This is a genomic window from Streptomyces sp. NPDC002671 (assembly GCF_053592475.1).
In genome coordinates this window covers 1-24,270 of record NZ_JBSFVU010000015.1, presented here as the reverse complement: position 1 = coordinate 24,270, position 24,270 = coordinate 1, and the positions used below count along the sequence as shown (strand labels likewise).

At 68.9% G+C, this 24,270-nt stretch carries 23 protein-coding genes and 2 pseudogenes; 14 read left to right on the top strand and 11 right to left on the bottom strand.

What is annotated here, in order from left to right:
• The 4 genes and pseudogenes from ACWD35_RS23290 to ACWD35_RS23275 form a co-directional block, all read right to left on the bottom strand.
• Positions 1 to 3,291 (bottom strand): Tc toxin subunit A-related protein, encoded by a 3,291-nt coding sequence (locus ACWD35_RS23290; protein ID WP_451353212.1) that lies wholly within the window; start codon positions 3,289 to 3,291, stop codon positions 1 to 3.
• A 133-nt stretch (positions 3,292 to 3,424) separates the two neighbouring features.
• Positions 3,425 to 3,577: pseudogene (locus tag ACWD35_RS23285) on the bottom strand (IS110 family transposase); the annotation flags it as partial.
• Positions 3,578 to 3,871: 294 nt separating this feature from the next.
• Complete coding sequence (locus ACWD35_RS23280; protein WP_451353211.1) at positions 3,872 to 4,480, bottom strand: ester cyclase; 609 nt, start codon at positions 4,478 to 4,480, stop codon at positions 3,872 to 3,874.
• A 54-nt stretch (positions 4,481 to 4,534) separates the two neighbouring features.
• The gene (locus ACWD35_RS23275) at positions 4,535 to 4,909 is read right to left on the bottom strand and encodes a DoxX family protein (protein WP_451353210.1); all 375 of its coding nucleotides are present in this window, start codon (positions 4,907 to 4,909) and stop codon (positions 4,535 to 4,537) included.
• Positions 4,910 to 5,023: 114 nt separating this feature from the next.
• Here ACWD35_RS23275 and ACWD35_RS23270 point away from each other — a divergent pair, with 114 nt between their 5' ends.
• From ACWD35_RS23270 to ACWD35_RS23260, 3 genes are all read left to right on the top strand, one after another.
• Positions 5,024 to 5,503 (top strand): MarR family winged helix-turn-helix transcriptional regulator, encoded by a 480-nt coding sequence (locus ACWD35_RS23270; RefSeq protein ID WP_451353209.1) that lies wholly within the window; start codon positions 5,024 to 5,026, stop codon positions 5,501 to 5,503.
• Between the two features lie 47 nt (positions 5,504 to 5,550).
• Positions 5,551 to 6,432, top strand: coding sequence for a dioxygenase family protein (locus tag ACWD35_RS23265; RefSeq protein ID WP_451353208.1), 882 nt, complete (start codon positions 5,551 to 5,553; stop codon positions 6,430 to 6,432).
• A 500-nt stretch (positions 6,433 to 6,932) separates the two neighbouring features.
• A complete protein-coding gene (locus ACWD35_RS23260) occupies positions 6,933 to 8,519 on the top strand; it encodes a Na+/H+ antiporter (protein WP_451353207.1) in 1,587 nt (528 codons plus the stop codon).
• 462 nt (positions 8,520 to 8,981) lie between these two features.
• Here the strand turns inward: ACWD35_RS23260 and cynR are convergent, their stop codons facing one another.
• Entirely contained in the window at positions 8,982 to 9,890 is a 909-nt protein-coding gene (cynR, locus tag ACWD35_RS23255) for a transcriptional regulator CynR (protein ID WP_451353206.1), read from the bottom strand.
• Between the two features lie 125 nt (positions 9,891 to 10,015).
• Here cynR and ACWD35_RS23250 point away from each other — a divergent pair, with 125 nt between their 5' ends.
• From ACWD35_RS23250 to ACWD35_RS23225, 6 genes are all read left to right on the top strand, one after another.
• A complete protein-coding gene (locus ACWD35_RS23250) occupies positions 10,016 to 10,603 on the top strand; it encodes a carbonic anhydrase (protein ID WP_451353205.1) in 588 nt (195 codons plus the stop codon).
• Between the two features lie 128 nt (positions 10,604 to 10,731).
• Positions 10,732 to 11,202 (top strand): cyanase, encoded by a 471-nt coding sequence (gene cynS, locus ACWD35_RS23245; protein WP_451353204.1) that lies wholly within the window; start codon positions 10,732 to 10,734, stop codon positions 11,200 to 11,202.
• A 141-nt stretch (positions 11,203 to 11,343) separates the two neighbouring features.
• A complete protein-coding gene (locus ACWD35_RS23240) occupies positions 11,344 to 11,844 on the top strand; it encodes a nucleoside deaminase (protein ID WP_451353203.1) in 501 nt (166 codons plus the stop codon).
• 306 nt (positions 11,845 to 12,150) lie between these two features.
• Positions 12,151 to 12,585, top strand: a complete 435-nt coding sequence (locus ACWD35_RS23235) for an SRPBCC family protein (protein ID WP_451353202.1) — start codon at positions 12,151 to 12,153, stop codon at positions 12,583 to 12,585.
• A complete protein-coding gene (locus ACWD35_RS23230; protein ID WP_451353201.1) occupies positions 12,582 to 13,058 on the top strand; it encodes an EVE domain-containing protein in 477 nt (158 codons plus the stop codon). Before ACWD35_RS23235 ends, ACWD35_RS23230 begins: the two co-directional genes overlap by 4 nt.
• Positions 13,045 to 13,509, top strand: a complete 465-nt coding sequence (locus tag ACWD35_RS23225) for a MarR family winged helix-turn-helix transcriptional regulator (RefSeq protein ID WP_451353200.1) — start codon at positions 13,045 to 13,047, stop codon at positions 13,507 to 13,509. Before ACWD35_RS23230 ends, ACWD35_RS23225 begins: the two co-directional genes overlap by 14 nt.
• A gap of 65 nt (positions 13,510 to 13,574) precedes the next feature.
• Here the strand turns inward: ACWD35_RS23225 and ACWD35_RS23220 are convergent, their stop codons facing one another.
• Positions 13,575 to 15,209, bottom strand: a complete 1,635-nt coding sequence (locus ACWD35_RS23220; RefSeq protein WP_451353199.1) for an IS4 family transposase — start codon at positions 15,207 to 15,209, stop codon at positions 13,575 to 13,577.
• A gap of 784 nt (positions 15,210 to 15,993) precedes the next feature.
• On the opposite strand from ACWD35_RS23220, the gene ACWD35_RS23215 reads away from it, so the two are divergent.
• Positions 15,994 to 16,119: a hypothetical protein gene (locus ACWD35_RS23215; RefSeq protein WP_451353198.1), complete on the top strand. Its 126-nt coding sequence runs from the start codon at positions 15,994 to 15,996 to the stop codon at positions 16,117 to 16,119.
• A 362-nt stretch (positions 16,120 to 16,481) separates the two neighbouring features.
• On the opposite strand, the gene ACWD35_RS23210 is transcribed toward ACWD35_RS23215, so the two are convergent.
• Complete coding sequence (locus ACWD35_RS23210) at positions 16,482 to 17,000, bottom strand: MarR family winged helix-turn-helix transcriptional regulator (RefSeq protein ID WP_451353197.1); 519 nt, start codon at positions 16,998 to 17,000, stop codon at positions 16,482 to 16,484.
• A gap of 93 nt (positions 17,001 to 17,093) precedes the next feature.
• On the opposite strand from ACWD35_RS23210, the gene ACWD35_RS23205 reads away from it, so the two are divergent.
• Positions 17,094 to 18,389, top strand: coding sequence for an MFS transporter (locus ACWD35_RS23205; RefSeq protein WP_451353196.1), 1,296 nt, complete (start codon positions 17,094 to 17,096; stop codon positions 18,387 to 18,389).
• 52 nt (positions 18,390 to 18,441) lie between these two features.
• Entirely contained in the window at positions 18,442 to 19,194 is a 753-nt protein-coding gene (locus tag ACWD35_RS23200) for an IS701 family transposase (RefSeq protein WP_451353195.1), read from the top strand.
• A 22-nt stretch (positions 19,195 to 19,216) separates the two neighbouring features.
• On the opposite strand, the gene ACWD35_RS23195 is transcribed toward ACWD35_RS23200, so the two are convergent.
• The gene (locus ACWD35_RS23195) at positions 19,217 to 19,570 is read right to left on the bottom strand and encodes a hypothetical protein (protein WP_451353194.1); all 354 of its coding nucleotides are present in this window, start codon (positions 19,568 to 19,570) and stop codon (positions 19,217 to 19,219) included.
• 180 nt (positions 19,571 to 19,750) lie between these two features.
• Positions 19,751 to 20,632 (bottom strand): helix-turn-helix domain-containing protein, encoded by an 882-nt coding sequence (locus tag ACWD35_RS23190; RefSeq protein ID WP_451353193.1) that lies wholly within the window; start codon positions 20,630 to 20,632, stop codon positions 19,751 to 19,753.
• Between the two features lie 154 nt (positions 20,633 to 20,786).
• Here ACWD35_RS23190 and ACWD35_RS23185 point away from each other — a divergent pair, with 154 nt between their 5' ends.
• Both ACWD35_RS23185 and ACWD35_RS23180 read left to right on the top strand, forming a co-directional pair.
• Entirely contained in the window at positions 20,787 to 21,509 is a 723-nt protein-coding gene (locus tag ACWD35_RS23185) for an SDR family oxidoreductase (RefSeq protein WP_451353192.1), read from the top strand.
• A gap of 407 nt (positions 21,510 to 21,916) precedes the next feature.
• Positions 21,917 to 22,851: pseudogene (locus ACWD35_RS23180) on the top strand (IS630 family transposase).
• Between the two features lie 22 nt (positions 22,852 to 22,873).
• Here the strand turns inward: ACWD35_RS23180 and ACWD35_RS23175 are convergent.
• Both ACWD35_RS23175 and ACWD35_RS23170 read right to left on the bottom strand, forming a co-directional pair.
• Positions 22,874 to 23,800 carry a hypothetical protein gene (locus tag ACWD35_RS23175; RefSeq protein WP_451353191.1) on the bottom strand — a complete coding sequence of 309 codons (927 nt, stop codon included), beginning with the start codon at positions 23,798 to 23,800 and terminating at the stop codon, positions 22,874 to 22,876.
• Positions 23,801 to 23,846: 46 nt separating this feature from the next.
• On the bottom strand, positions 23,847 to 24,270 hold a 424-nt coding region (locus tag ACWD35_RS23170), incomplete at its 5' end, for an SDR family NAD(P)-dependent oxidoreductase (protein ID WP_451353190.1).

Genomic DNA, 24,270 nt, shown 5'->3' with positions numbered 1-24,270 from the left:
TCAGCCGCGCGGGGTGAAGGAGTAGCCGAGGACGAGGGCGAGGTTGGTGATCCCGCTCAGGTCCAGTCGGCCGTCCCGGACGAGTGCGGGATTGTCGCCGGCGTCCACGCCGAGTTGGTAGGTGCCCAGGGCGCTCCCGGTCGCCAGTGGTGTCCAGGGGCTGCCGGTGGTTGCCGAGCTGGCCGATCCCTGGGTGTCCGTGGTCGCCTTCAGGGCCGCGGCCGGTGTGGCCGGCGTCGCGAGCGACACGGTGATGCCGCCGGGCGACGCGGGCGCCGAGGTGCCGACGACCACGCCCACGCTGGTGAGCGTCGGCGCTGTCTCGTTCGTGCGGAAGTCCGCGGCGGCCAGCGTCAGCTGCAACGTTCCGGTCTCCCGGAATCGGAAGAAGAGGTCGGGATACAGCCAGCGCAGCGGTATCCCGCGCTGCCGTTCGGCCACGCCGGGGAGGCCGCGCAGCCCGCTCAGCACGCGCGAGGCCAGATCCGGATCGAAGCGGGCGTCGTAGGTGAAGGTCAACCGCACGTCCAGCAGTGCGCCGAAGTCGATGTCGTTGACCTCTCGGGGAATGTCCAGCCGCCATGACGACAGGACGCCGGCGCCGGCGAAGATGCCGCCCATCCGTTGGTCCGGCGGCGCGGTGAGGTTGTCGGAACGTGCTGAGAAGTCCGACAGCACCAGTGTCTCCCGCGGCTGGACGCGGTGTTTCAGCCCGCTGCTCGCAGGGTCGTCCCACAGCGCGGCCGGGGTGCGGTAGGAGGAGATCCCGCTGTTGGTCAGCGTTCCGGACAGCCCGGTGACCGGTACGACTCCGACCACCTCGGCCTCCACCGAACGGATCCGGCCTGCGTACGTGCCCGGGTAGGCGCTGTCGAAGTCGTCGGCGCGGGTCTCGAAGCTCATGGAGCCCGTCCTGCGGAACTCCGTTTCGAACAGCCAGCCGTACCGTTCTGCCAGCGAGATCGTCTGCTTGACCGGCTGCGGTTTGCCGCGCGTGGCCGTGACCAGGTCGTAGGTGAAGCTCTGGATGTCGGCCATCAGAGCGTCCGCTCCGAGCAGGCCCTTCACCTCGTCAGCTGTGTAGCCGGCCTTGATCAGGGCCAGTTGCTGGTCGGTCTCGAAGTTGTAGGCGCTCTGCATCAGCTTGGCGATCTTCAAAGCCATGCCCAGGTAGCGCTGGTAGAGACGCATCATCTCCTGGCCCATGGCGTGCCACACGTCGGGGGTGAACGTCTGCGCGTCAAAGGCTTCGACAGTGGCGGCCGCTTGCGCCGCCCGTAGTTCGGCGACCGCGTTCGCGGCCTGCGCGGCGGTGACCCGGGCGTCGGCCGCGGCCAGTTCGGCCTTCGCCTGTGCGGCGGCCGCCTCCATCTCGGCCTGTGTGCGGCGCATCGAGTCGACCTCGTACTGCCGGTTCAGGCGTGAGGCAGTGAGCTGCTCGGATGCGGCCAACGTGCCGCGGCTGCCGGTCAGGCTGTAGGAGCCGGACAGCATCTGGTCGGCGTAGGCGTTGAGCGTCTCCGAGTCGCCGTCGTCGCCGCCGCTGAGCTGGGACTGCAACGCCTGGTGCACGATCGCGTCCGCGGACACGGCGGCGTACTCGTCGGCGTTCGCCTTGGCGTCGGCGGCCCGGGTGTCCGCCAGGTCCGCTCCGGCCTGGTAAGCGTCGCGCTCGGCCGCGGCGGCAGCGACCTGCGCCGCGGCCGCCGAGGACTCGGCCTGCGCCTGGGCGACCCGCTGGGACAGCTCCATTCGGGTCAGTTGACCCTGGTCGGCCCGGTCCCAGAAGCTGATCACGTCCCGCTCGGCGGAGATCGCGAGTTGTGCGAAGCCGACCGCCACCTGCTGAAGGTAGTCGAAGGTCCAGATCGGCACGGTCGGGTGCCAGTGGCCCCAGAAGTCCAGACCGGCTCCGATCTGGACCAGGCGTTGGTGTACTTCGAACACGAGGGCGGCGAGGACCGGGTCGACACCAAGGCTGGTGATCTTCGAGGTGTCGGCCATCACGGCGTCCAGCACGCTGATGAGCTTCCAGGCCATGTCGGCGGGCCCGGCCAGCGACGCCGTCACGAACAGCGGGCTGTCCGCGGGCGCGGTGCCGTCGAGGGTCAGCACTCGCTCATAGACGGGTAGGGCTGAGGCCGCGTCGTCGTCGCGGTACAGCTGGTTGCCCCAGTCCAGGTAGAGGGTCGCGAGCCGCAGCCAGACATATGGCGCCTCGATCGCGGTGTTCAGATACGGGTAGGAACTCGCGGTCAGATACAGCTGCTCGGCCCGCTCCCAGTCCTGCAGCGCGTGGTAGCACTCGGCCAGAGCGAGCGGGATCACGTAGAAGTACAGGTGGGGCAGGGAAATGCTGAAATCGCTGGGCACCTGCGGGTGCGAGACGAGGTCGGTCAAGACCTCCATGGAGACCCGCCGCGCATAGACGGCCTCGGACACCTGGTCGATCGGGGGCGCATCGCCCGCCTGCCAGCCCACGACCCACTGATTGTCCTGCTCATCGAGGACCAGCGCGAGATTGCGGTCAACGGTCGCGGCAGGCGGCAGCGTGACAGGCGGCGGTGGTGCGGCCTCAGCGGTGGCGACCAGTTCGCCGAGCGCCTCGGTGATGCTGTCGGCGCCGCTGTCGGCGGGGACGCTCCCGGCCGAGTGGATTCCCACATCCTGGGGCAACTGGTCCGCCAGGAGGAGCCGGGTGACCTCGGGGCTGGTCTGCTCCGCGCGTCGCAGGTGGAACGCCGCCGCTGCCTCGTTGCCCAGCCCCCGCATGGTCCGGTACATCGTCACATCGGCGGCGGCCTGCAGGCCGGGGCCAGAAAACTGCGCTGAGGTCAGCCCCGCGGCCGAAAGCCGACTGGTCTGCGACAGCAGTTCGGGGTCGACGGTCACCCGCGGCTGGATCCCCGACCGCGGACCGGATACCGGCAGCACATTGGCCCACTCAACGGCGGCGGACAACAGCGGTGGCAGCAGGTCGGGGTGACGCGGCAGCAGGTCGATCTCCCGCAGCACCCCCAGATGCACCCCCACGTCCAGGTGGCCGTAGATGAGCGCCTGCGCGGTCCGGTATCCGTCGATCGCCTCCTGGTACCGGCGGGAGGTGTAGGCGTTGTTGGCCGCCAGCATCGCCGCCTCGACCGACCGCAGGTAGGCCGATTCCGCGGTACCGGCAGCTCCGTCCGCGGTGAAAACGCTGACGAAGTGCCGTAGCGAGTAGGAAATGAGTTCACGCGTCACGCTCGCCCCCTCGAGGTGGGCCGACAGCGTGGCCCACACTTGGACGTTCACGAACTGCTGGTTGATGGTAAATGTCCCGCGCCCCTGTTCGGGTCTTCTTGGTGCAAGTCCCATCCTGGTGATCGGTCCGGGAGGCAGCGCAAGGAGATCGCCGAGCTTGAGATGGAGCTTCCCCGTCAGGATGTCAAGCCGAGGCGGTGACAGGGGGTGGTGTGTGATAGAACTCTCCGTCACGGATCATGGCCCATAGGACGTTGATGCGACGACGGGCGAGGGCCAGGATGGCCTGCTTGTGTCCCTTTCCCTCGCTTCGTTTGCGGTCGTAGTACGTCTTCGAAGGCGTCCATGTCGCCACCGTTCGCGGCGACGAACTCAGCGCCGAGCTTGGGCCCCACCCCGGCAGGCTGCTGATCACCTGGTGGCTCAAGCCGGTGTTCCAGGAAGCGGCGACGCCACTTGGAGACCATGTCCCGTGAGAGCCGGCCGAGGCGCGACTACCTCGCCGAGCTGCTCGGCATGCGCTGGGACACCTTGGGGGGAAGCAGTTCGTCGCTCGCCGCGCCCGGTGGCGGCGATGCCTGACGCGCCTCTGCGTGGCCCAGCGGTTCCCGCACCGCCGGGCCACGCGCTGTCAGGCGAGGCCGATCTGCTGGTAGAAGGTCAGGTTGTCCCAGAAGAGGAACTCCTCGTCCATCACTCCGTCCTTGTTCCAGATGCCGACCGTGGCCATGTTGACGGAGAACTTCTTGCCCGTCGGCTGGATGAAGCCGCCCTTGCCGTCCGGCATGGGACGTGTGAAGGTGCCCTGCATGACGCCGGTCACCGAGGTCAGGTTGTCCTTGGCGATGCGGATCGGGTGCTCGGTGATGCGCGTGTCCGGTGCCCAGACGAACTGGCCCTTCATGTCGGCGATGTGCCGGTCGATGCCGTCCGTGTAGTGGCCGTCGGGCCAGTGGACGCGGATGTTCTGTGCGTGGCTCTCAGCGATCCGGTCCCACTGCTGGTGGGAGTAGACGACGAAGTCCAGCTCGTCGAAGACCTCCAGGTTCTTGCGCTCCGCATGGGTCAGGGTGGTCGGCCAGAGGGACTCGGTCTGCGGGGTGGAGGCCGGGTCGCCGAGCATTTCCCGGTTGTCCGTGGCCGCGGCTGCCAGGTCGGTTCCGCTGGTTACCGCGGTGATGGCGAGGGCGCCCAGGGCAGCGGCGCCTCCGCCTCGGAGGACGTTGCGGCGGTTGATCATATCGATTCCTTGTCTACAAGATCACGCTGGGGAGAGAGGGAGAGAGGGAGAGGCTTAGAAGGCGTGGGGGCCGAAGCGGCCCCAGGCGACGACTGCGGCGAGGGCCAGGAGGACCAGGTTGACGCCGATCATCTGGTTCTCCTTGCGGCGGGCGTGGACGACCGCGGCGCCGACCATGGTGGCCGCCAGGCCCAGGGCGGCCCAGGGCACCAGGCCCGGTGCGATGTTCACCGCGGCGGGCAGTACAAGGCCGACGGCGCCGAGGGCCTCGGCCGCGCCGATCGCCTTGATCGCGCCGGAGGGGAAGTCTTTGGCCCAGGCCATGCCTGAGGCGGCCAGCTTCTCGCGTGGCTGGCTGAGCTTCATCAGCCCGGCCATCAGGAACAGGAGCGCGAGGACGCTGGCAGTGATCCACAAAGCGGTGTTCATCAGGGAATTCCTCATACGGTGACTTGAACCTTCAAGTTGAAGTTAACCCGACACGCTTGAAGCGTCAAGTGAAGCTGTTAGATTTGACTTGAAGGATCAAGCTAGGATGAGGTCATGGATACGCATGAACCCCGCTGGCTGAACGCCGAGGAGAGGCAGACCTGGCTCTCCCTGACCGCCATGGTGATCAACCTGTCGAACGCGCTGGACACCCAGCTGCAGCGCGACGCCGACATCAGCCACTTCGAGTACCAGGTCCTCGCCACACTGTCCGAGGCCGCCGAACGCACCATGCGCATGAGTGACCTGGCGATCCTCACCAACGGCTCGCTCTCCCGCCTGTCCCACGTGGTCAAGCGCCTGGAGAAGCAAGGCTGGGTGCGCCGCACCCCCGATCCGGACAACGGCCGCTACACCCTGGCCATCCTCACCGAAACGGGCTGGGAAAAAGTCGTCGCCACCGCCCCGGGCCATGTCGACGAGGTCCGCCGCCTCGTCTTCGACCCGCTCACCCAGGCCCAGCAGCGCACCCTGCGCACCATCGGCCACCGCGTCAACCAGGCCATCGACCCCACCGACACCCACCTGGACTGACGATGCGCCTCACCCATCACTCCGGCCCGCCCCGCAGAAGGCTCACCGTGTCCTCGATACTCCATCCCACCGTGCCCGCCGGCGCCTACGACGACTTCCTGCCCGACGCCCTACGCCGGGCCCGCGCACAGCGCGACTGGACCCGCGCCGACGGTCCCCTGCCCGCCCTCTACCTCAGCCACGGCGCCCCGCCACTGCTCGACGACGGCCCCTGGATGCGCCAGCTCCTGGACTGGGCCCAAAGCCTGCCCAAACCCAGGGCCGTCCTGATCGTCTCCGCCCACTGGGAGCACGCGCCGCTGTCCCTGTCGGCGCCCGCCGCCCACACGCCGCTGGTCTACGACTTCGCCGGATTCCACCCCCGATACCACCAGCTGCGCTACGACACCCCCGACGCGAGCGCGCTGGCCCGACGGGTGGCGGCGATGATGCCGCACGACGAGCCCGTCCACCAGCACCCGAGCCGCGGCCTGGACCACGGCGCCTGGCTCCCGCTGATGGCCATGTTCCCGCTCGCAGACATCCCCGTACTCCAGCTGTCCATGCCCACCCACGACCCCGCCCGACTGCTGGAACTCGGCACCCGCCTGGCCCCCCTGCGCGAGGAAGGAACCCTCGTCATCGGCTCCGGGTTCATGACCCACGGCATCCACGCGATCACCCCCGACATGCTCCACAAGGGCACCGTCCCCTCCTGGTCCTCCGACTTCGACACCTGGGCCGCCGACGCCCTGGCCCGCGGCGACGTCGACGAACTCGCCGCCTGGCGCGACCGCGCGCCCGGCATGCCCCACGCCCACCCCACCCCCGACCACTACACCCCGCTGTTCATCACCCTCGGCGCCGGCGGCGAGCCCGAACGACCCGTGAGGACCGTCATCGACGGCTACGTCCTCGGCTTCGCCAAACGCTCCTTCCAGACCGCCTAATACGCCAGCGGGACTTCGCTGTCTGACCTGCGGGTTTTGAGCGTGTTGCCGAGCAGTGGGACCTGGAACTGGACGATCTCTTCGTGAACATCGGCCATCGCTTCGGCCGGGTGGAACTACGCCGCCGCTTGAGCTACTGAAGTATCGCGGGCGTAAGGGTGATGGCCTTCTCGGGAACCCGTCGTGTGCCTCGCCTGACCGGCCTGCCTGGAGGACGACCAAGGTCACGTCACGAGAGCCAAACTCCTCAAACGCATGGGCTTCGGCCGCGCGCACCTCCCACTCCTCCGTAAACGCATCCTTCACAGCCCATGACCGCGCATCGGTCAGCATGCGGGCCCGCTGACGTCGCCGGGCCGTGCGTGCCGCCGGGTGTAGACCTACTGGGGCTCTGGACGGTTGCTGCTCCACGTCGGCTGCATCACCGCCCGAGGTCCGTTACGTTGGTAAAGCACCTGGCCAGAGGGGGGTAACAAGCCGCAATCCACCGAGGACGTTCCATGACCGGCTTGATCGTCGTCTTGCTGTTGGTGGTCGTGGCCACAGCCGTGGCGAGCGGTGCCCGGCGCTGGAGCCTGCCCGCCCCCTCGCTCCTTGTGGTGGTGGGTCTGGTCGTGGGGCTGATGCCCTGGGTTCCCGAGGTGCGCCTGCCGCCTCACGTGATCAACGTGCTGGTGCTGCCACCGCTGCTCTACGCCTCGGCCGGGGAAATCTCCGTCCGCGACCTGCGCACCGTGTGGCGGCCTGTGACCGGCCTGGTCTTCGGCCTGGTCCTCGCCTCGGCCATCACCGTCGGGTACGTGGCCCGCGCGATCACCCCGCTCACGGCCGCGACCGCGTTCATCCTCGGCTCTGTCCTGGCCAGCACCGACCCCGTGGCCGTGACCGCGCTCGGCCGGCGCCTGTCTCTCCCACCGCGCGTGCAGGCCATGGTGCAGGCAGAAAGCCTGTTCAACGATGCCACCTCACTGGTCCTGTACAAGGTCGCCGTGGCCACCGCGGTGTCCGGCAGCGCCATCAGCGTGCCCGGGACCGTAGAAGAGTTTCTGATCCTTGCAGGCGGAGGGGCCCTCATCGGGGCGGCGGTCGCCGCAGTGGTGACCCTGATCCACAGGCGGACCGATGACCCCATGCTGGAGACCGTCATCGCGTTGGTCGCTCCATACGCCTCCTACGTCATCGCGGAGCAATCGCACACCTCCGGCGTGACCGCCGTCATTGTGGCCGGGGTCGTCCTCGGCAGCACCGGCCACAAGCTCAGCAACGCCCCCGTCCGCCTCCAGGTCCACGCCGTCTACGACACCTTGACGTTTCTGCTGGAGAGCGTCGTCTTCGCCCTGATCGGCCTCGAGCTCCCTTGGGCGGTCCGTCATCTCGCGCGCGACGAGCACGGCTGGCCGCTGTGGGTGCCGGTGATCGCCTTCACTCTGCTGGCGATCCGCCTGCTGTGGATCTTCCCGCTGTCCGCCCTGATCCACCACCGGCACATGGAAGGCGACAACCGCCTCTCCTGGCGCGTTCCGGCCGTCCTGTCCTGGGCGGGCACCCGAGGTGTCATGCCGCTGGCAGCCGCGCTCTCCATCCCCCTGGTCACCCACACAGGGGCGCCGCTGCCGCACCGGGCGCTCGTTCTCACACTCACCACCGGGACCGTCGCGCTCACTCTCATCTTCCAGGGTTTCACCCTGGCCCCTGTCGTCCGCCGCTCCGGCATCGCTCTGGAACCGGAGCACACCGCCCGCGAGGAGGCCCGGACCCGCCGACACATTGCCAACGCCGCTCTCGACGAGCTCAAACTGCTGGGCGATCTAGATCAGCTCGCTGATCTGGGTACCGCCGCCGAGGCCGCCTTGATACAGGCCCGTCGTCATCTGGAAGCGCGCATCCACCAGGTTGAGGACGCCCACTACAGCGACCCGGACGCCCGTCCTGCCGACGCCTACCGCGAGATACGCCGGACACTCATCGCCATCGAGGTGGCCGAGCTCCAGCGCCTCTACGAAGCGAACAAGATCAGCAACGCCACCCGGCGCCGGATCCAACACGAACTCGACCTCGAAGAAGCCAGCCTCCGCCCCCGCGACTGACTGCCGGCTTCGGTAACCCCACTGACTTGAGTTCAGTTGTCCAGGTGGAGCCGCCCTTACGCCACCACACTCGTATCGTCAGCCGTCAACTCGCCCCTCGGACAGGGGATGGGCCCGCCCGCGTGGACACCGAGGCTGGGCCGCTGCCGGCGAGGCCGTTGCGCAGGGCCGTGCGCGTGCCGTATCCGACGCCGAAGACCCGGCTGCCGGGGCACGCCCCGCCGACCGTCTTGAGCCGAAGCGCGTTGGTTGTCACATAGGCAGGCTCGTTGTCACCTGCGGGCAGAGCGGGTGCGCTCCGTATCAGGTGATCATCAGGTGATCCCCGAGCGGATCTCCTCTCCGTGGAGCGGCGGAGCGCCGATGCGGCGGCCTCGCACCCGCTGGCTGAACGTGCGCCCGCCGCGGATCCTGCTTCGGTTTAGCGGCGTTCGCGGGGGACCCGCCCCGGGGACGGGCGGTTCACGGGGGCGGGGTGTAGCCGCGGGTGCGGACGAGGTCGTGGGTGAGTTCGGTGAAGGCGCGGGTGGCGGCGCTGCGGTAGGCGCCCTCGCGGTGCAGGAGGGTGACGGTGCGGGACGGTAGGGGCGGGTCGAGGGGGACGGGGGTGAGGTGGGGGTGGTCGTGGGTGATGGCGTCGGGCAGGACGGTGGCCAGCGGGGTGCGCTGGACGATTTCGGTGAGGGCCTGGATGGAGTTGGCTTCGACCGTGATGCGGGGGGCAGTCCGGTGGCGGGCGAAGTAGGCGTCGATGTGGTTGCGGGTGGCGAAGTCGCCGCTGAGCAAGGCGAGTTGCTCGCTGTTGAGGGTGCGGACCGGTAGGGGGTCCGGCATCGCCTGGGCGCGCGGGGTGCCGGTGACGAGGCTGAGGGTCTCGGTGAACAGGGCGGCGGCGGTGACGCCGGGCAGGTGGGGGCCGGCGAAGGCGATGCCGAGGTCGAGGTCGTCGGCGAGTAGGGCTGCTTCGATGCGGTCCTGGGTCATCTCCGCCAGGGTGAGGCTGATGCCGGGGTGGCGGCTGTGGAGCTCGGCGGTGAGCGGGCCTACGAGGTAGGCGGTGAAGGTGGGGGTGACGCCCAGGCGCAGGTGGCCACGGGAGAGGTCCTGGACGTCGTGGACAGCTCGTTCGGCGGCGGCCAGGTCGCGCAGTGCGCGCCGGGCGTGGTCGGTGTAGACGGCACCGGCGTCGGTGAGCCGCACGGTCCGGCCGGTGCGGTCCAGCAGCTGCACGCCGAGGGTCCGCTCCAGCTGCTTGATCTGCTGGGAGAGCGTGGGCTGCGAGATGTGCAGTTCCTCGGCGGCCCGGGTGAAGTTGCCGTGTTCGGCCACGGCGAGCAGATAGCGCAGGTGACGCAGTTCGAGAACAGCCATGGGATCAACTATAGATGCGGACGATAGCTTTCATGGATAACAGCTCTTGGACACTATAGATACAGGTCATGCATGGTGGATCTCACCAGCCCGCAGGGGCGGATCACCACCCGAAGGGAGTGACCATGCAGGACCTCACTCAGGGCGTCACCCGTTTCCAGAGGGACGTCTTCCCGGCCAAGGCGGAGCTCTTCGCCCATCTGGCCACGCATCACACGCCGCACACGCTCTTCATCAGCTGCTCCGACGCCCGCGTCGTCCCCGAGCTGATCACCGGCACCGAGCCGGGTGACCTGTTCGTCATCCGTACCGCCGGCAACCTGGTGCCCGTCTACAGCCCCGAAGCCGACGGGGTGGCGGCGAGCGTCGAGTACGCCGTCGCGGCACTGGGTGTGAAGGACATCGTCGTCTGCGGCCACTCGGCATGCGGCGCGATGACCGCACTTGCCGAGGGCCACGACCTCGGCGGTGCCCCGGCGGTCGCCGCCTGGCTGCGGCACGCGGACGCCACCCAGGCCAGCGCCACTGCCGCCGGTGGCGTTCCCGCCCTGGTGCGGCGGAACGTGCTCGTCCAGCTGGCGAACCTGGCCACCCATCCCTCGGTCGCCCGCGCCCTGGCGGAGGGGAAGGCCGCCCTGCACGGCTGGGTCTACGACATCCCCACCGGTCGCGTCGAGAACCTGACCGCCGCAGGCCCCGCGCTCGCGGCCTGACCCTCCCGGCTTCGGTTTCCCGCCCGCGACAGCCTGCCGGGAACCCCGCATCCACTCCCACCCACTCGCCACTCCACCCCCACCCCCTGCTCATGAAGTGGCCCACCTGAGAAAAGGACGTACCGATCATGGTGCACGCACAGTTCGACCCGACCGCTCGCGAGGCCTTGGCCGCCGCCGCCGTGGAGGCCAAGACCCGTAAGAACCTCTCCTGGAAGCAGATCGCCGACGCCTCCGGCCTGTCGGTGGCCTTCACCACCGCCGCCGTCCTCGGCCAGCACCCCCTGCCGGAGGACTCCGCCAAGGCCGTTGCCGAATTGCTGGGCCTGGACGAGGACGCGGCGATGCTGCTGCAGACCATCCCGGTCCGTGGCTCGATGCCGAACCGGATCCCGACCGACCCGACCATGTACCGCTTCTACGAGATGCTCCAGGTCTACGGCACGACCCTCAAGGCCCTGGTCCACGAGGAGTTCGGTGACGGCATCATCTCCGCGATCAACTTCAAGCTCGACGTGAAGAAGGTCGCCGACCCCGAGGGCGGCGAGCGCGCCGTCATCACCCTGGACGGCAAGTACCTGCCGACCAAGCCCTTCTGACGATCCGGCACCGAGACGGCGTCACAGAAGGGCGGCAACGGGGCGGGCCGGAAGCAGCCTTCCGGCCCGGCCCGCCCCCGTTCCCCGAGCCCCGCAGCCGCCTGCCGGCGTCCTTGCCTCGCTAACCCCCGAAGGACCTCCATGGACTTCGTCCAGCGCACCATCGACATCGCCCGCCAGCACGTCGCCGAGGGCGGCCGACCCTTCGCGACCGTCATCGTCAAGGACGGCGAGATCCTCGCCGAGAGCCCCAACAAGGTCGCCCAGAGCGGCGACCCCACCGCCCACGCGGAAATCCTCGCCATCCGCGATGCCTGCACCAAGCTGGGCACCGAGCATCTGACCGGCACCACCATCTACGTCCTCGCCCACCCCTGCCCGATGTGCCTGGGCTCGCTGTACTACTGCTCGCCGGACGAGGTCGTCTTCCTCACCACCCGCGACGCCTACGAGCCCCACTACGTCGACGACCGCAAGTACTTCGAACTCGCCACCTTCTACGACGAGATCGCCAAGCCCTGGCAGGAGCGCCGGATGCCGATGCGCTACGAGGCGCGCGAGGACGCCGTCGAGGTGTACCGGTTCTGGCAGGAGCGCAACGGCGGCGAGCACCGCGTGGCGGGTGCCCCCACCGCCGCATGACCCAGGTGATCGAGAAGGCGGCCTGGGTCCGGGCCTTGACCCCGAATCCTGGACATGGGTTATGCGGTTGATGACGGCGTGGGTGTTGTAGCGGTGCAGCCAGCGGAACGCGTCGAGACAGGCCTCGCGCTCGTTGGGCCAGCTGTTCCGGCCCTGGAGCGATTCGCGTTTGAACGTTGCGTCGAAGGACTCGGCGAGCGCGTCGGTGACGAGGTCGGTTCGCATGTGATCCGCGATCGCCCATCCGGTCAGGCGGCGAACACGAGGGGGCTTGACCCCAAAATACTAAGCGCGCATACTACTTGCATGATGACTCTCGGAACCGCCCAGATCTCCGCCGCCGCCGCCCCCGCCGCCTTCTTCGCCCACTGGGCCGACACGGCCACCTGGCCCGAGTGGAGCGCCGACACCGATTGGGTCCGCCTCGACGGGCCGTTCGCACAGGGGACCACTGGGGTGCTCAAGCCGAAGGGCGGCCCCAAGACCAAGTTCGTCATCACCGTGCTGACCGAGCGCGAGTTCACCGACGTGTCGCAGCTACCCGGCGCCAAGCTGACCTTCCGCCACCAGGTGGACGTCGACGAGACCGGCGCGACGGTCGTCCGGGTGACCGCGAGTATGACCGGCCCGATGGCGTGGATGTGGAACAAGATCCTCGGCAAGGGGATCGCCACCACCGTCCCGCGCGACCTCAACGGGCTCAAGGCCGCCGTCGAGGCGAAGGCCGAGGTCGCGGCGTGAAGTACTGGCTCGGAGTCGTCTGCCGCGAGCACGTCCAACGCGGCAGGCGGCTGGGCATCGCCCAGCTCGGACATGGCAAGAGGCCCCCACTTGCGCGACTGAGCGCCGGGGACTGGCTGATCTACTACTCGCCGCGCGCCCGCCTGCGCGACGGCGACCCGCTCCGGGCGTTCACGGCACTTGCCGAGGTCGCCGACGAGACGATCTGGCAGGCCGACGAAGGCGACTTCAAGCCCTGGCGGCGCCGCATGCACTACCACGCCACCACCGACACGCCGATTGCCGACCTGCGCCATTCCCTGGACCTCACGGCCGACCCGAACTGGGGCTACCAGCTGCGCCGTGGTCTGATCGAGCTGAGCGAGGGCGACTTCACCCTCATCCGAGCGGCCATGAGCGGTAGGGCGATGTCGACCGGGTCGACGATGTCCACCGTGCCCCAGGAAGGACTCTTCGCCTATGACCGGACGTGAACTGGCCACATCCTTCGACGACGCCGAGGAGAGCCCGGGATTGCTGCTCTGGCAGATCACCAATCGCTGGCAGGCCGCCCAGCGGGCGGTTCTCAAGCCGTACGGCCTCACCCACGTCCAGTTCGTCCTGCTGGCCGCCCTCACCTGGCTCGGCAGCGACGGCCCCATCACGCAGAAGCAGTTGGCCGACCACACAGCGACCGACCCGATGATGACCTCGCAGGTGCTGCGCACCCTGGAGGCGGGCGGCCTGGTCGAACGTCTCCCTCACCCGACCGACAGGCGCGCCCGGGCCCTCCAGGTGACCCCGGCGGGCCGCGACCTGGCCAACCGGACGGTCGGCGTGGTGGAGGAGTGCGACCGCCGCTTTTTCGATCCGTTGGGCGAACTCGCCACGCCGTTCACCCGCTCGCTCCAGCGCCTCAAGGCCGGCGGCGACGCGGCGCGCTGACCCGCGTCAGCTACGCACCAGCCACCTTCTGGCATGGATCTGGGGCTTGACGCAAGGCCGGGTAGTTAGCGTATTTCCGCTGGTGGCAAGAGGGCTGAGCGAGTTCTCGGGCTGCTGTAGGTGGCGGGGCCGGTCTTGGTGATGAGTCCGTTTACGGCCCATCTGTCGAGCTGTCGGTACATCGTGCTGAGGGTGATGTCGCCGAGGTGGCGGGCGAGGTCGCGAGTGTGCCACTGGCGGTCGGGTTCTGCGTGAAGGAGGTCCAGGACGCGCTGTCTGCGCCGGTCGGCGGCCGGTGTGTGCCGATCGTCGTGCGAGACGGTGGGCAGGTCGGGATCGGGTTCGAGGATGGTGACGTCGAGGTCGGTGACCAGGCGGCTTGTGTCGGGGCGGCCGTCGTCTTGGCGTTCGGCGTACCGGGAGACCGATGACCTGACTTTTCGGGTGCTGATGCGGGGGCGCCGGTGCGGGAGGAGCCCGGCCAGGACCCGGTTGCCGATGACGCCGGTGGTGCGGGTGCCCAGGGCGCCGGGCTTGATGACGTCGGCGGCCTGGACCACGAGGTCGCGGGCGGTCTGGATGGCTATGGTGAAGCCGCAGCGGTCCGGGTCGGTGCCCGGCCGGGACTCGGCAGCCTCCACCATCACGGTCCGAAGTGCCTGGTAGAGGGCGAGCAGGGCCCACATCTCCTGCTCGACCCCGACCGGGTCGCCTGAACGCAGGACCCGACCGTCTGTGATCGTGTGACGCAGAGCAAAGTACGCCGACTCGTGCTCCCACCGCTGGTGGTAAAGGGCAACGAGGGTCGGGGCGGGGTAACGACGAGCATCGGTCAGCGTCGTGACCAGCCGGTAGGAGTTGGTGAACGAGCAGTCGTCATAGGTCACGGTGATCTGCGCTTCCACGACGCGTACCGGGACGGTGCCGATGACCGAGAGGTAGGAGCCATCGGTGAGTCGGCTCAGGACCGGGGTGCGTCGGTTGACGCGCAGCCGGCCCAGGAACCTGGCTCCGGTGTCGTGCACGGCGGCGAGGAAGGCGTTGGCGTCGAAGCCCTTGTCCCACTGGACCAGCATGCCGGGGCTCAGGTGGTGCAGGAGCCTGCGAGCGTAGGAGGTCTCCCCGTCGCTGGGAGTGCCGAACACAGCGCCGATCAGGGCACGGGTGCCGGTCTCCACCAGGGTCATCAGTTCCAGCATCGGATACCCGCCACGGCTGCCGGGTCCGAACCACTCCACGTTGCGCTCGGTATCGGGGAGCTTGATCGAGCTGCAGCCGTCGAAGGAGACGATCCGGAATGGCCCGAACCGCACTCCGGGAGTCACCGGCTGGGCGAGCGGGCCGGCCAGGGTCTCGAACACGCGCTTCATCGGTTCTGCACCGAGCCGTCTGCGCAGGTCACGTAAGGCTTTCGCAGTTGGCTCCGCGACCTCGATCCCGACGCCCGTAAGGGCTGCGGTCAGCTTGTGCCAGACCAGCCGGTAGCCGACCTCCGGGAACAGGCACATCGCGAGAAGGAAGTAGACCCCGACCCGCGAGGGCAGATCCCGTAACCGGCGCTGCACGCAACGGGTTTCATCCAGAACGGCATCGACGAGGTCGAACGGTATGACCTGCGTCAACTCGCCCAGATGACCGGGCGCGAACCGGCCCTCGGCCACGGTGAACTCACGGGTGACCCTCGCCAGAGCGGGTGGCAAGGCACAATGACGCGTGGGCAACGGGGCTCCTCAACGGTCGGAAGTCTTGGCGGACTGCCTGACCAACGCGGCCCCGTTGCCCGCGTTCCTACCCGACACCGAACTCCCTTGCCACCAGCGGAAATACGCTAACTACCCGGCCTTGGGGCACGGCCCGATGCATGGAATGCGGGGTGGTTCTCGTTTTGGTGTCCGGGGTGGTGGATGTGGTGGGGGTGGTTGGTCGGTGGTTGAGAATCGGCTGGTCGGCGAGGTGGGGACGCCAATTGGGTCGGGCTCCCTTTCTTGATCGGTCGTTTGGGGTGTGTGTGCCCGTCCTGGTGGGGGAGTGTGGGGTGGGTTCGGTCGGTGCTGCGGTGGATGCCGGGGTGTTGCGGCCGGTGGTGGTACGGCGGTTGCTGGCGCTGCAGGACCGGGGAGAGTTGACGGCTGGTCATCGGCGGGTGGCTGCCGGGGTGCTGGGGGGTGTGGGAGCGGGCGGTGCGCTGGTGGCTTGTGGCAGCGGGGAGGGCCGCTTGGGGCGGGCCGGGCGGCGGCGGTTCACTCTCACGTGCAGCAGCGCGCCGTGCGCGGTCGAGACCGCCGGTCGGTTGTCACGGTGTGCGGTCCGGCGCTGGTGGAATGGGCCCGCCCTTGTAGGGCGTGAAGCCGCGGGGTTCGTATGCGGTGCTGTGTGCAGTGATCGTGTGGAGGTGTCGCTTCCGTCTGGGCGAGTGTGTGCTGTATCCGTTGTTGATCACGGATGGGGCCTTTGAACGAGGCTTCGAAATATGGGGGGAATCGAGTGAAGAAGTGCATCGGCGCAGTGCTGGCCGCCGCGTTCGCCGTCACCGCGCTCGTCGCCGCGGGCACGGCCGTCACGGGTGCTCAGACCAGCGTCCAGGCCGGCAACGTCTCTAACCGTCCGTAGCCAAGGACGCGCAGGCGCCGGTACAGGTGCACAGCGGCGGCCCGGACCACCACCGCTCGGGCCGCCACGTGCACCTTCTACGCCCATCGGATGCCGATGGTGGAGAACGGGTCCGATGCAGGCTTGGGTGACAGGTTGACCTGCCCCACGGTTTGGGTTCCAGCTGCGGTGGCTAACTGGCGGCGGGGATGGTGTCTTGTTCGGAGAGTAGTTCGTACAAGTGCTTCGCCCGCCTCCTGCTCACCCGCCCCGGGAACCTGCGCGACAAGGACACCACACTACTGCGGGAACTCACCGAAGCCTGCCCCGAGATGGCTGAACTCGCCCGCGTCACCGGCGAGTTCGGGCGTTGTGGCCGGGCATCAAGGGGCGCCGTCGTGCGCCTCCGCTGCGAGTGCGACGCGCCGCAGCAGGTCGGAAAGGGCGCGGCGTTCGTCTTGGGTGAGGGCGCCGAGCAGCCGATATTCCTCGTGGCCGATCACGTCCATCGCACCCAGCCAGGTTGCGCGGCCGGGTTCGGTCAGTTCGACGTCGACGCGACGTCGGTCTGCCTTGGACGGTGTACGGCGCACGAAGCCGCGGCGCTCCAGGGCGTCGAGTCGGCCAGTAACCGAAGCTGGTGCGAGGTCGAGGTCGGCGGCGAGCTCGGACGGGGTCGCCCAGCCCGCGCGGGCGGCGAGCTTGTGCAGGGTGTCGAACTCGTGCCGTTCCAGTTCACAGTTGACCAGCGACCGCTCGCGGACCTTGCTCAGGTGCGAGGTGATCTTCTGCATGCGGGTCACCGCGCCCTCGATGTCCGGATCGAGATCGGGCAGCACCGTCTTCCAGCGGGTGATGTGCTCGTCCGTCCAGTCCTGCCCCGTGGGCGCGATCCGCTCCATGACTCCAGGATACGGCGTGACGCTTCAGCCTCTTATATTTCGACAGCTGATATTTCGTTGACGAAAATTCGATGCCGAAATACATTCAGCCGCATGCCACACCGACTGCTGCGCAACCGTCCTTTCCAGCTGCTCTTCCTGGGTCGATCGCTGTCCCTCGTCGGCGACGCCGTCGTGCCTGCCGCGCTCTCCCTCGCCGTGCTGCGGGCCACCGGCTCCACATCCGCCCTCGCACTCGTCCTCGGTTGCGCGATGGTCCCGCGACTTCTGCTTCTCCCCCTTGGCGGAGTCGTCGCCGACCGGTTCAATGCCCGGACCGTGGCGCTCACGACCGACCTCGTACGCGGTGCCGCACAACTCTGCATCGGCTTCCAACTCCTCGACCGTGCACCGGTGTTGTGGCAGATCGCGTTCGCCGCGGCGGTCGGCGGGGCTGCTTCCGCGTTCGCCATGCCGACCCTGCCGCGGCTGATCACCGGCACGGTGCCGGACAAGGACCGGCAAGCCGCCAACTCCGCGCTCGGCGTGGTCAGAAGCGCCACCGGCCTCGGCGGCCCGGCCCTTGCCGGCGCGCTCATCCTCGCCGCGGGACCCGGCTGGGCGTTCATCCTGGACGCCATTTCCTTCGCGGCCAGTGCATCCCTGCTCGCCGTAATCCGCATCGCGCACGTCCCAGTCGGGCACCGCCCCCTCCGCACCGACCTCGTGGAAGGCTGGCAGGAGGTCCGCAGCCGTGACTGGTACTGGACAAGCCTGATCGCGCACGCCGTCTGGAACGGCGCCGCGGCCGTGCTGACGACGCTCGGACCCGCATTGGCCGTACGGCAGTTGGGCGGTGAGCAGACCTGGGTGGAGATCCTCCAAGCCGGCGCAGTCGGACTTCTGCTCGGCTCCCTCCTAGCCGGACGCGCCCGCCCCCGCCGCCCGATCCTCGTGGCCAACCTGGGCCTCGCGACGTATGCCCTGCCCCTCGCCCTCTTCGCAGCCGGCGCCCCAGCCTTCGCCGTTATCGCCGCCTACGGCCTCGCCCTCGCCGGCCTCGGTTTCCTCAACCCTGTCTGGGAGACCTCCGTCCAGGCTGCCATCCCGCCCGGCGTGCTGGCCCGCGTCACTTCGTACGACTGGCTCCTGTCCCTGGGCGCCATGCCCCTCGGCTACGTTCTCGCCCCGCTCGCGGCGAGCGCGTGGGGCCCGCAGGCTCCGCTGTGGGCCGCAGCGGCCGCGGTGGGCGTGGCCTGCGCCGGAACCGCAGGCGTACCGGGCGTCCGCCGCTTCACGGCCACGGACAACGTGGCCAACCCCCTCACACCGGCGACCACATCCAGTGGCCATCACAGGGACGAGCACTCGGCCGAAGCGCGCACATCAACCGGTCACAGCACTAGCTAATAGGACTCCGTTAGGTCTTCCTGTCGGGCCTGTTGCAGAGCATGTCGGGCGCGTGGATGCACTTGATGTCAACCGTGTCCGGGCGAAGTTGGCCTTGTTCGTCGCCGATGTGTTCTCCTCGGTGCCGCGCAAGGACCAGCGGGCCAAGGGCGACTGTTATCTGCGGGGCCTGATGCTGGACGGCCGCCGCAGGTCCATCCAGGCCATGGCCTCGCGGCAGTCCCCGTGGGACCCGGAGCCGGTGCAGCGGCGGATCTGCGAACGCATGCTGCCGTTGATCGCGCCGAGGGCCTGGGTGATCGACGATGTGTCGGTGCCCAAGGACGGCCGGATGTCCGTCGCCGTGGCCCCGCAGTACTGCGGGGCACTGGGCAAGCGGGCGAACTGCCAGGTCGCCGTCAGTATCCATGCCGCGACCGACACCGCTTCCCGCCCACTGCAGTGGCGCCCTTTCCTGTCCAAAGAGCGGGCCTCGGACACCGATCGCCGGACCATCACCCGCGTCCCGGCCCAGGTCACACACCGCGAGAAATGGCGGCTCGCGTTAGGCATGCTCGACACCCTGGACGCCTGGGGCATGAGGCCACCGGTCGTGGCGGCCGACGCCGCCTACGGCACCAACGCACACCTACGGGCGGCACTGGCCGACCGCCACCTCGCCTACATGCTGGGCATCCGGGCCGACGTGATCGCCCACCCGTTCGACGCGTCACCTCAGGCCCCGGACCGCAACGGGGCCCCGTGCGTGTCCGCCCGGCTCAAGAACCGCCTCGCCGCCATCGAACGGGACACCCAAGTGGCCTGACCAGCAACAACAGCGCAGCCTGTCACCGGATGACAGAAATCTCCCGAAGCGGCTGCTGCCAGTCACCCAGCTCCGCAGCGAGAACCCGGCGGGCCACCCGCCGGGCCCGACTCCACCCCTCATTGACGCACAACGCGTCCGTCGTCCACCGACCAGCGTGCTCAGCACCGCTCATCTTGCTGAGAACGGCGTCGATCTCCCGCAAGTCAGGCAGGACACCGCGATCGAATTGCCCCTCCTCCACCAGGACCTCAGCCATGCCAAAAGCGTGATCGAAGTCCAGGGCGATCTCATCCGTCACCACGTCGTGCCTGGCCAGCCAGGCAACCTGGGTTTGGGCATCAGCTGCCAGCACTGTCAGCGACTCAATCAACAAGCGCCGACGGAACGAGGGATCAGGACTCTCCACAGCACGATCGTTGCACGAGTCCACCTACCCGAGCCCACGGACGAACACCAGGCTGAGCACCTCCATCTGCACTTTCGCAAGTACGCCGGCACGTGGTCCAGACACCTGGATCGGGGAAGGCGACCAGGAGCTGGACGGGCCCGACGACTACGCGCGATCACCGGCCTGGCCGTGCGGGGCGGACCAGACGGTGAGCAGGCGCAGGGCGTGGTCGGAGGGGCTGTCGGGTTCTGCGGTGTAGAGGTAGAGGGCCTGGTCTGGGTCGTCGGGGAGGGTGAGTGACTCGTAGGCGAGGGTGAGCTCGCCGACGAGGGGGTGGCGGTAGAGCTTGGTGCCGTGGGTGTACTGCAGGACGTCGTGGTCGGCCCACCACTGGCGGAAGTCCTCGTCCCGCACGGACAGCTCGCCGACCAGTTCGGCGAGGCGCGGGTCGTGCGGGTGGCGGCCCGCGTACAGGCGCAGGGCGGCCACGGAGCCGCGGGCGGCGGTGTCCCAGTCGGCGAGGAGGTCGTGGGCGGTGGGGTCGAGGAAGATGAAGCGGGCGAGGTTGCGGTCGCGGTGGGGCAGGGTGTCGAAGTCGGTGTACAGGGCCTTGGCGAGGGGGTTGGCGGCGAGGACGTCCAAGCGGTGCCCGAGGATCATCGCCGGGGTGTCGGTCAGGGCGTCCAGCACCCGCAGCAGTCCGGACCGTACCCGCTGCGGCGGCGCCGCGCGGCGGCGGCCGGAGTCCGGCCTGGGTTTGGCCAGGTCGAACAGGTGGGCGCGCTCGGCGGAGTCGAGCCGGAGTGCGCGGGCGACGGCGTCGAGTACGGCGGTGGAGGCGTTCGGGGTGCGGCCGCGTTCCAGGCGGACGTAGTAGTCGACGCTGACCCCGGCCAGCTGGGCGACCTCCTCGCGGCGCAGGCCGGGTACCCGGCGTCGGCCGGCGTGCGGACCCAGGCCCGCCTCGTCGGGTCGGATCCGTGCCCTGCGGGAGCGCAGGAAGTCCCGCAGTTCCAGGTTGGGTCCGCGCTCCGCTGACGTGCTCATTCCTTCAGGCTAGGGCAGTGGGCGGGGCTTCGGGACACGCCAGAGGGGGTCTGTCGGACCCCCGGTGAAACCGGCCTCCGGTGGCGGCACGAGCGGGGCCCGGCGCGGTGATCTCCTGGAATGCGACACCACACCCTGCTTCGAGAGGTATCCCATGGCCAAGCCCCTGATCGTCATCACCGGCGCCAGCTCCGGCATCGGCGCCGCCACCGCCCGCCTGTTCTCCGCGCAGGGACACCCGCTGCTGCTGCTCGCCCGCAGGCTCGAACGGCTGGACGAGCTCGCCCTGCCGCACACGCTGTGCCGCAAGGTCGACGTCACCGACCGCCACGCCGTCGAGGAGGCCGTGCGCGAGGCGGAGGAGCGGTTCGGCCCGGCCGACGCGATCATCAACAACGCCGGGGTCATGCTGCTGGGCCGCATCGCCGACCAGCCGGTCGACGAGTGGGACCGGATGATCGACCTCAACGTCAAGGGCGTGCTGTACGGCACCCGCGCGGTGCTGCCCGGCATGCTCGCCCGCGGCACCGGTACGGTCATCAACGTCAGCTCCGTCGCGGGCCGCAAGACCTTCCCCAACCACGCCGCCTACGTCGCTACCAAGTTCGCCGTGCACGCCCTGTCGGAGAACCTGCGCGAAGAGGTCGCCGCGAGCGGCGTCCGGGTGGTGACCATCGCCCCCGGTGCGGTGGAGACCGAACTGCTCTCGCACACCAGCGACGAGAAGATCAAGAGCGACTATCAGGCGTGGAAGGAGTCCGCGGGCGGTGCTCTGGATCCGCAGATCGTGGCCGAGGCCATTGCCTACGCCTACCGGCAGCCGCAGAACGTCACCATCCGCGAGATCGTCCTGGCCGCCACCGGCCAGGAGGCCTGACCCAGGCCAAACCGGACCGCCGGGGACGGGTGTGCTGCCCGTCTCAGCGCCGACCGCTGTACCGGCGGTCCGAGGCCGGATCCCTGCGCTGCCGCCGCCCGGGGCCGTGCGGCTCAGCTGGTCCTTGTGGCCACGTCGCGGTGGGCGAGGGCCTCTTCGGCGGTCACCGGCGTGAACGGTTCCAGGACGGTGACCTGGAAGCTCTTCAGGCGCAAGTAGCGCTCGCCGGTATCAGTGAGAGTCCAGTCGTGGCGGGTGCGAGCTGGGCGGCGAGCCATTCCTCGACGTCGGACTGGTATGCAGACTCGAAGTGCTCCCATTCGTCGTCGTTACTGACTTCGGTTCGTCAGGGTGATCTTTCCTGAAGTCCCTGATGAGCCTGGAGTGGTGGCCGTATCCCGTGGTGTGTGAGGTATGCGGATGGGGGCGGGATGACCGCTGCGGGACGTCGGCGCCGGGAGACGGTGCGGATTCAGGCGGCCGAGCTGTTCGAGCAGGAGGTCAAGCCACCGGAGGTGGCACGGCGGCTGCGGGTGAGCCGGAAGTCGTCCTACCAGTGGCACCGGATTTGGCGGGACGGCGGTGTGCATGCTCTGTCCTCCCGCGGCCCGAGTGGTTCGCGGTGCTCGGGTGCCACGAGGCTGATGCACCGGCTCGGCTTCAGCCCGCAGGTGCCGGCGCGGCGGGTGGCCGAGCGCGACGAGCAGGCCGTGACCGCGTGGAAGGAGGCGACCTGGGCCGAGGTAAAAGAGCCCGGGCGGCGTGCGGAGGCTACGTCTGCTTTGAGCACGAGGCAGGCTTCACGCGACGGCCGCCCAAAGGACGCACCTGGAGCCGGCGGGGCCGTACCCCGCAGGTGACGGTGAGCGGCAGGCGCTCGGGGCGGCTGTCGGTGGCCGTACTGATCGCCATGCGGCCCGGCTCCCGCACCCGGCTGTGCCACCGCCTGCGCATCCACCCCGCTGGCAAAGGCAAGCGCCGCAGCATGGGCGAACGCGACTTCATCGCACTGGTCGACGGCACCCACCAGCTCCTCAAGGCACCGATTGTGCTGGTCTGGGACCGGCTCAACAACCATGTCTCCCACGTCATGCGTGAGTTGATCGCCGAGCGTGAATGGCTGATGGTGTTCCTGCTGCCCGCGTACTCGCCGGACCTGAACCCGGTCGAGGGTGTGTGGGCTCACGTCAGACGCAGCCTGGCCAAACTCGCAGTGGTCGCCCTCGACCGGCTCGAAGCTCTCGTACGCAACCGGCTCAAACGCCTCCAGTACCGGCCCGACACCCTCGACGGCTTCATAGTCGGCACCGGCCTGCCCCTCGACGAGTTGGTTTCACGTTGACGAGCCAAAGTCGGTAGCTCTCTCAGCCGGCTTTGTAGGCATCGTGGTGGGCGAGTGCTTCCTGGGCTGTGGCCGGGGTGAACGGGTCGAGGATGGTGACGGCGAAGCGCCGCAGGCGCAGGTAGCGTTCGCCGGTTTCGGCGAGGGTCCAGTGGTGGCGGGTACGCGCGGTCATGGGCTGGCCTTCGCGCGTGATGCCCTCCCAGGCGAATTCGACCGAGAGATCGTGGGTGTCGCCTGCTCCGGGGGTGGTGGTGAGGTTGGCGAGGTGGTGGGTGCTGATGTCGACCAGGCCGGCGGTGTCCGTGTACCAGGCGGCGATCTGGTCGAAGGTGTGCAGGACGCGGCCGTCGGTGAGTGTCATGGTGACGTCGGCATCAAGCAGTTCGCGCAGCGGCTCGGCGTCGTCGCCGGGCTGCTCCAGGAGCGAGAGCCAGTAGTGAACGAAGGCAAGCACCCGGTTCTCGGCGTAGGCAGCGACGAACGGCGTCTGCTGGTAGGTGAGGAGGTGCTCGCCCATGGTGCTGATCCGGGGCAGGCGCTCGCTGGGGTCTTGGAAGAGTTCGAGGTCGTAGCGCAGGTGTGCGGCGCCGGTCATGGCCGGGCCGACGGTTTCGAAGTCGTGGGTGACCACCGCCCGCGCGGTGTCCGCACCGGTGTGCTCGATGGCGAGGGTGCGCAGGTGATGGGCGTTGTTCTGTCCGGCGGGGAGGGCGGAGACGCTGTCGAGGTAAGCCTGGCGGCCATGGACGCTGGGCATGTTGCTCTCGGGCGGGCGGTGCATGGTGAAGTCGTCGGTGACGAGTTCACCCTGGAGGTCGAGGTTCATTCGCGGGGCCTCGTAGCCGCAGTACCAGCGGTGCACCACGGTCAGGACCCGGTGCTCATAGGAGCTCGCGGCAAGGGTGGCGCGCAGGCGGTCGAGGTCGGTGGTGGTGTTCTCGGACATGGGCGGTCCTCTTCTGTGGCGGTGGTGGGGTGGGGAGGGCGTTGGATCAGTGGACCCAGCCGCCGGTGAGGGCGAGGACGGCGGAGCCGTCACCATCCGTGAGCTTCACGGCGGTGAAAGCGCGTGCGGCGTCCGAGGTCTGCACCCGGAAGGCGGGCCGCTCGGCAGCGAGCAGCTCGACCATCTGTGCCGCCACGTCCTGCGGCGCCTGCGCGCCGGCGAAGGCGCTGCGGGTGCAGTCCAGATAGGCGGACAGGGCCGGCGCGTACGGCCCGGCCTGTTCCAGTGCGTTGTCGGCGAGGCGCACGTTGCTGACGAACTCGCTGGCCACCGCACCCGGCTCGACCACGCTGACGTACACGCCGACCGTGGCCACGACCGGCGCGAGGGACTCCATGAAGCCCTCGACCGCGAACTTGGCGGCGCAGTACGCCTCGTTGAAGGGCTGGCCGATCACTCCGCCGACGCTG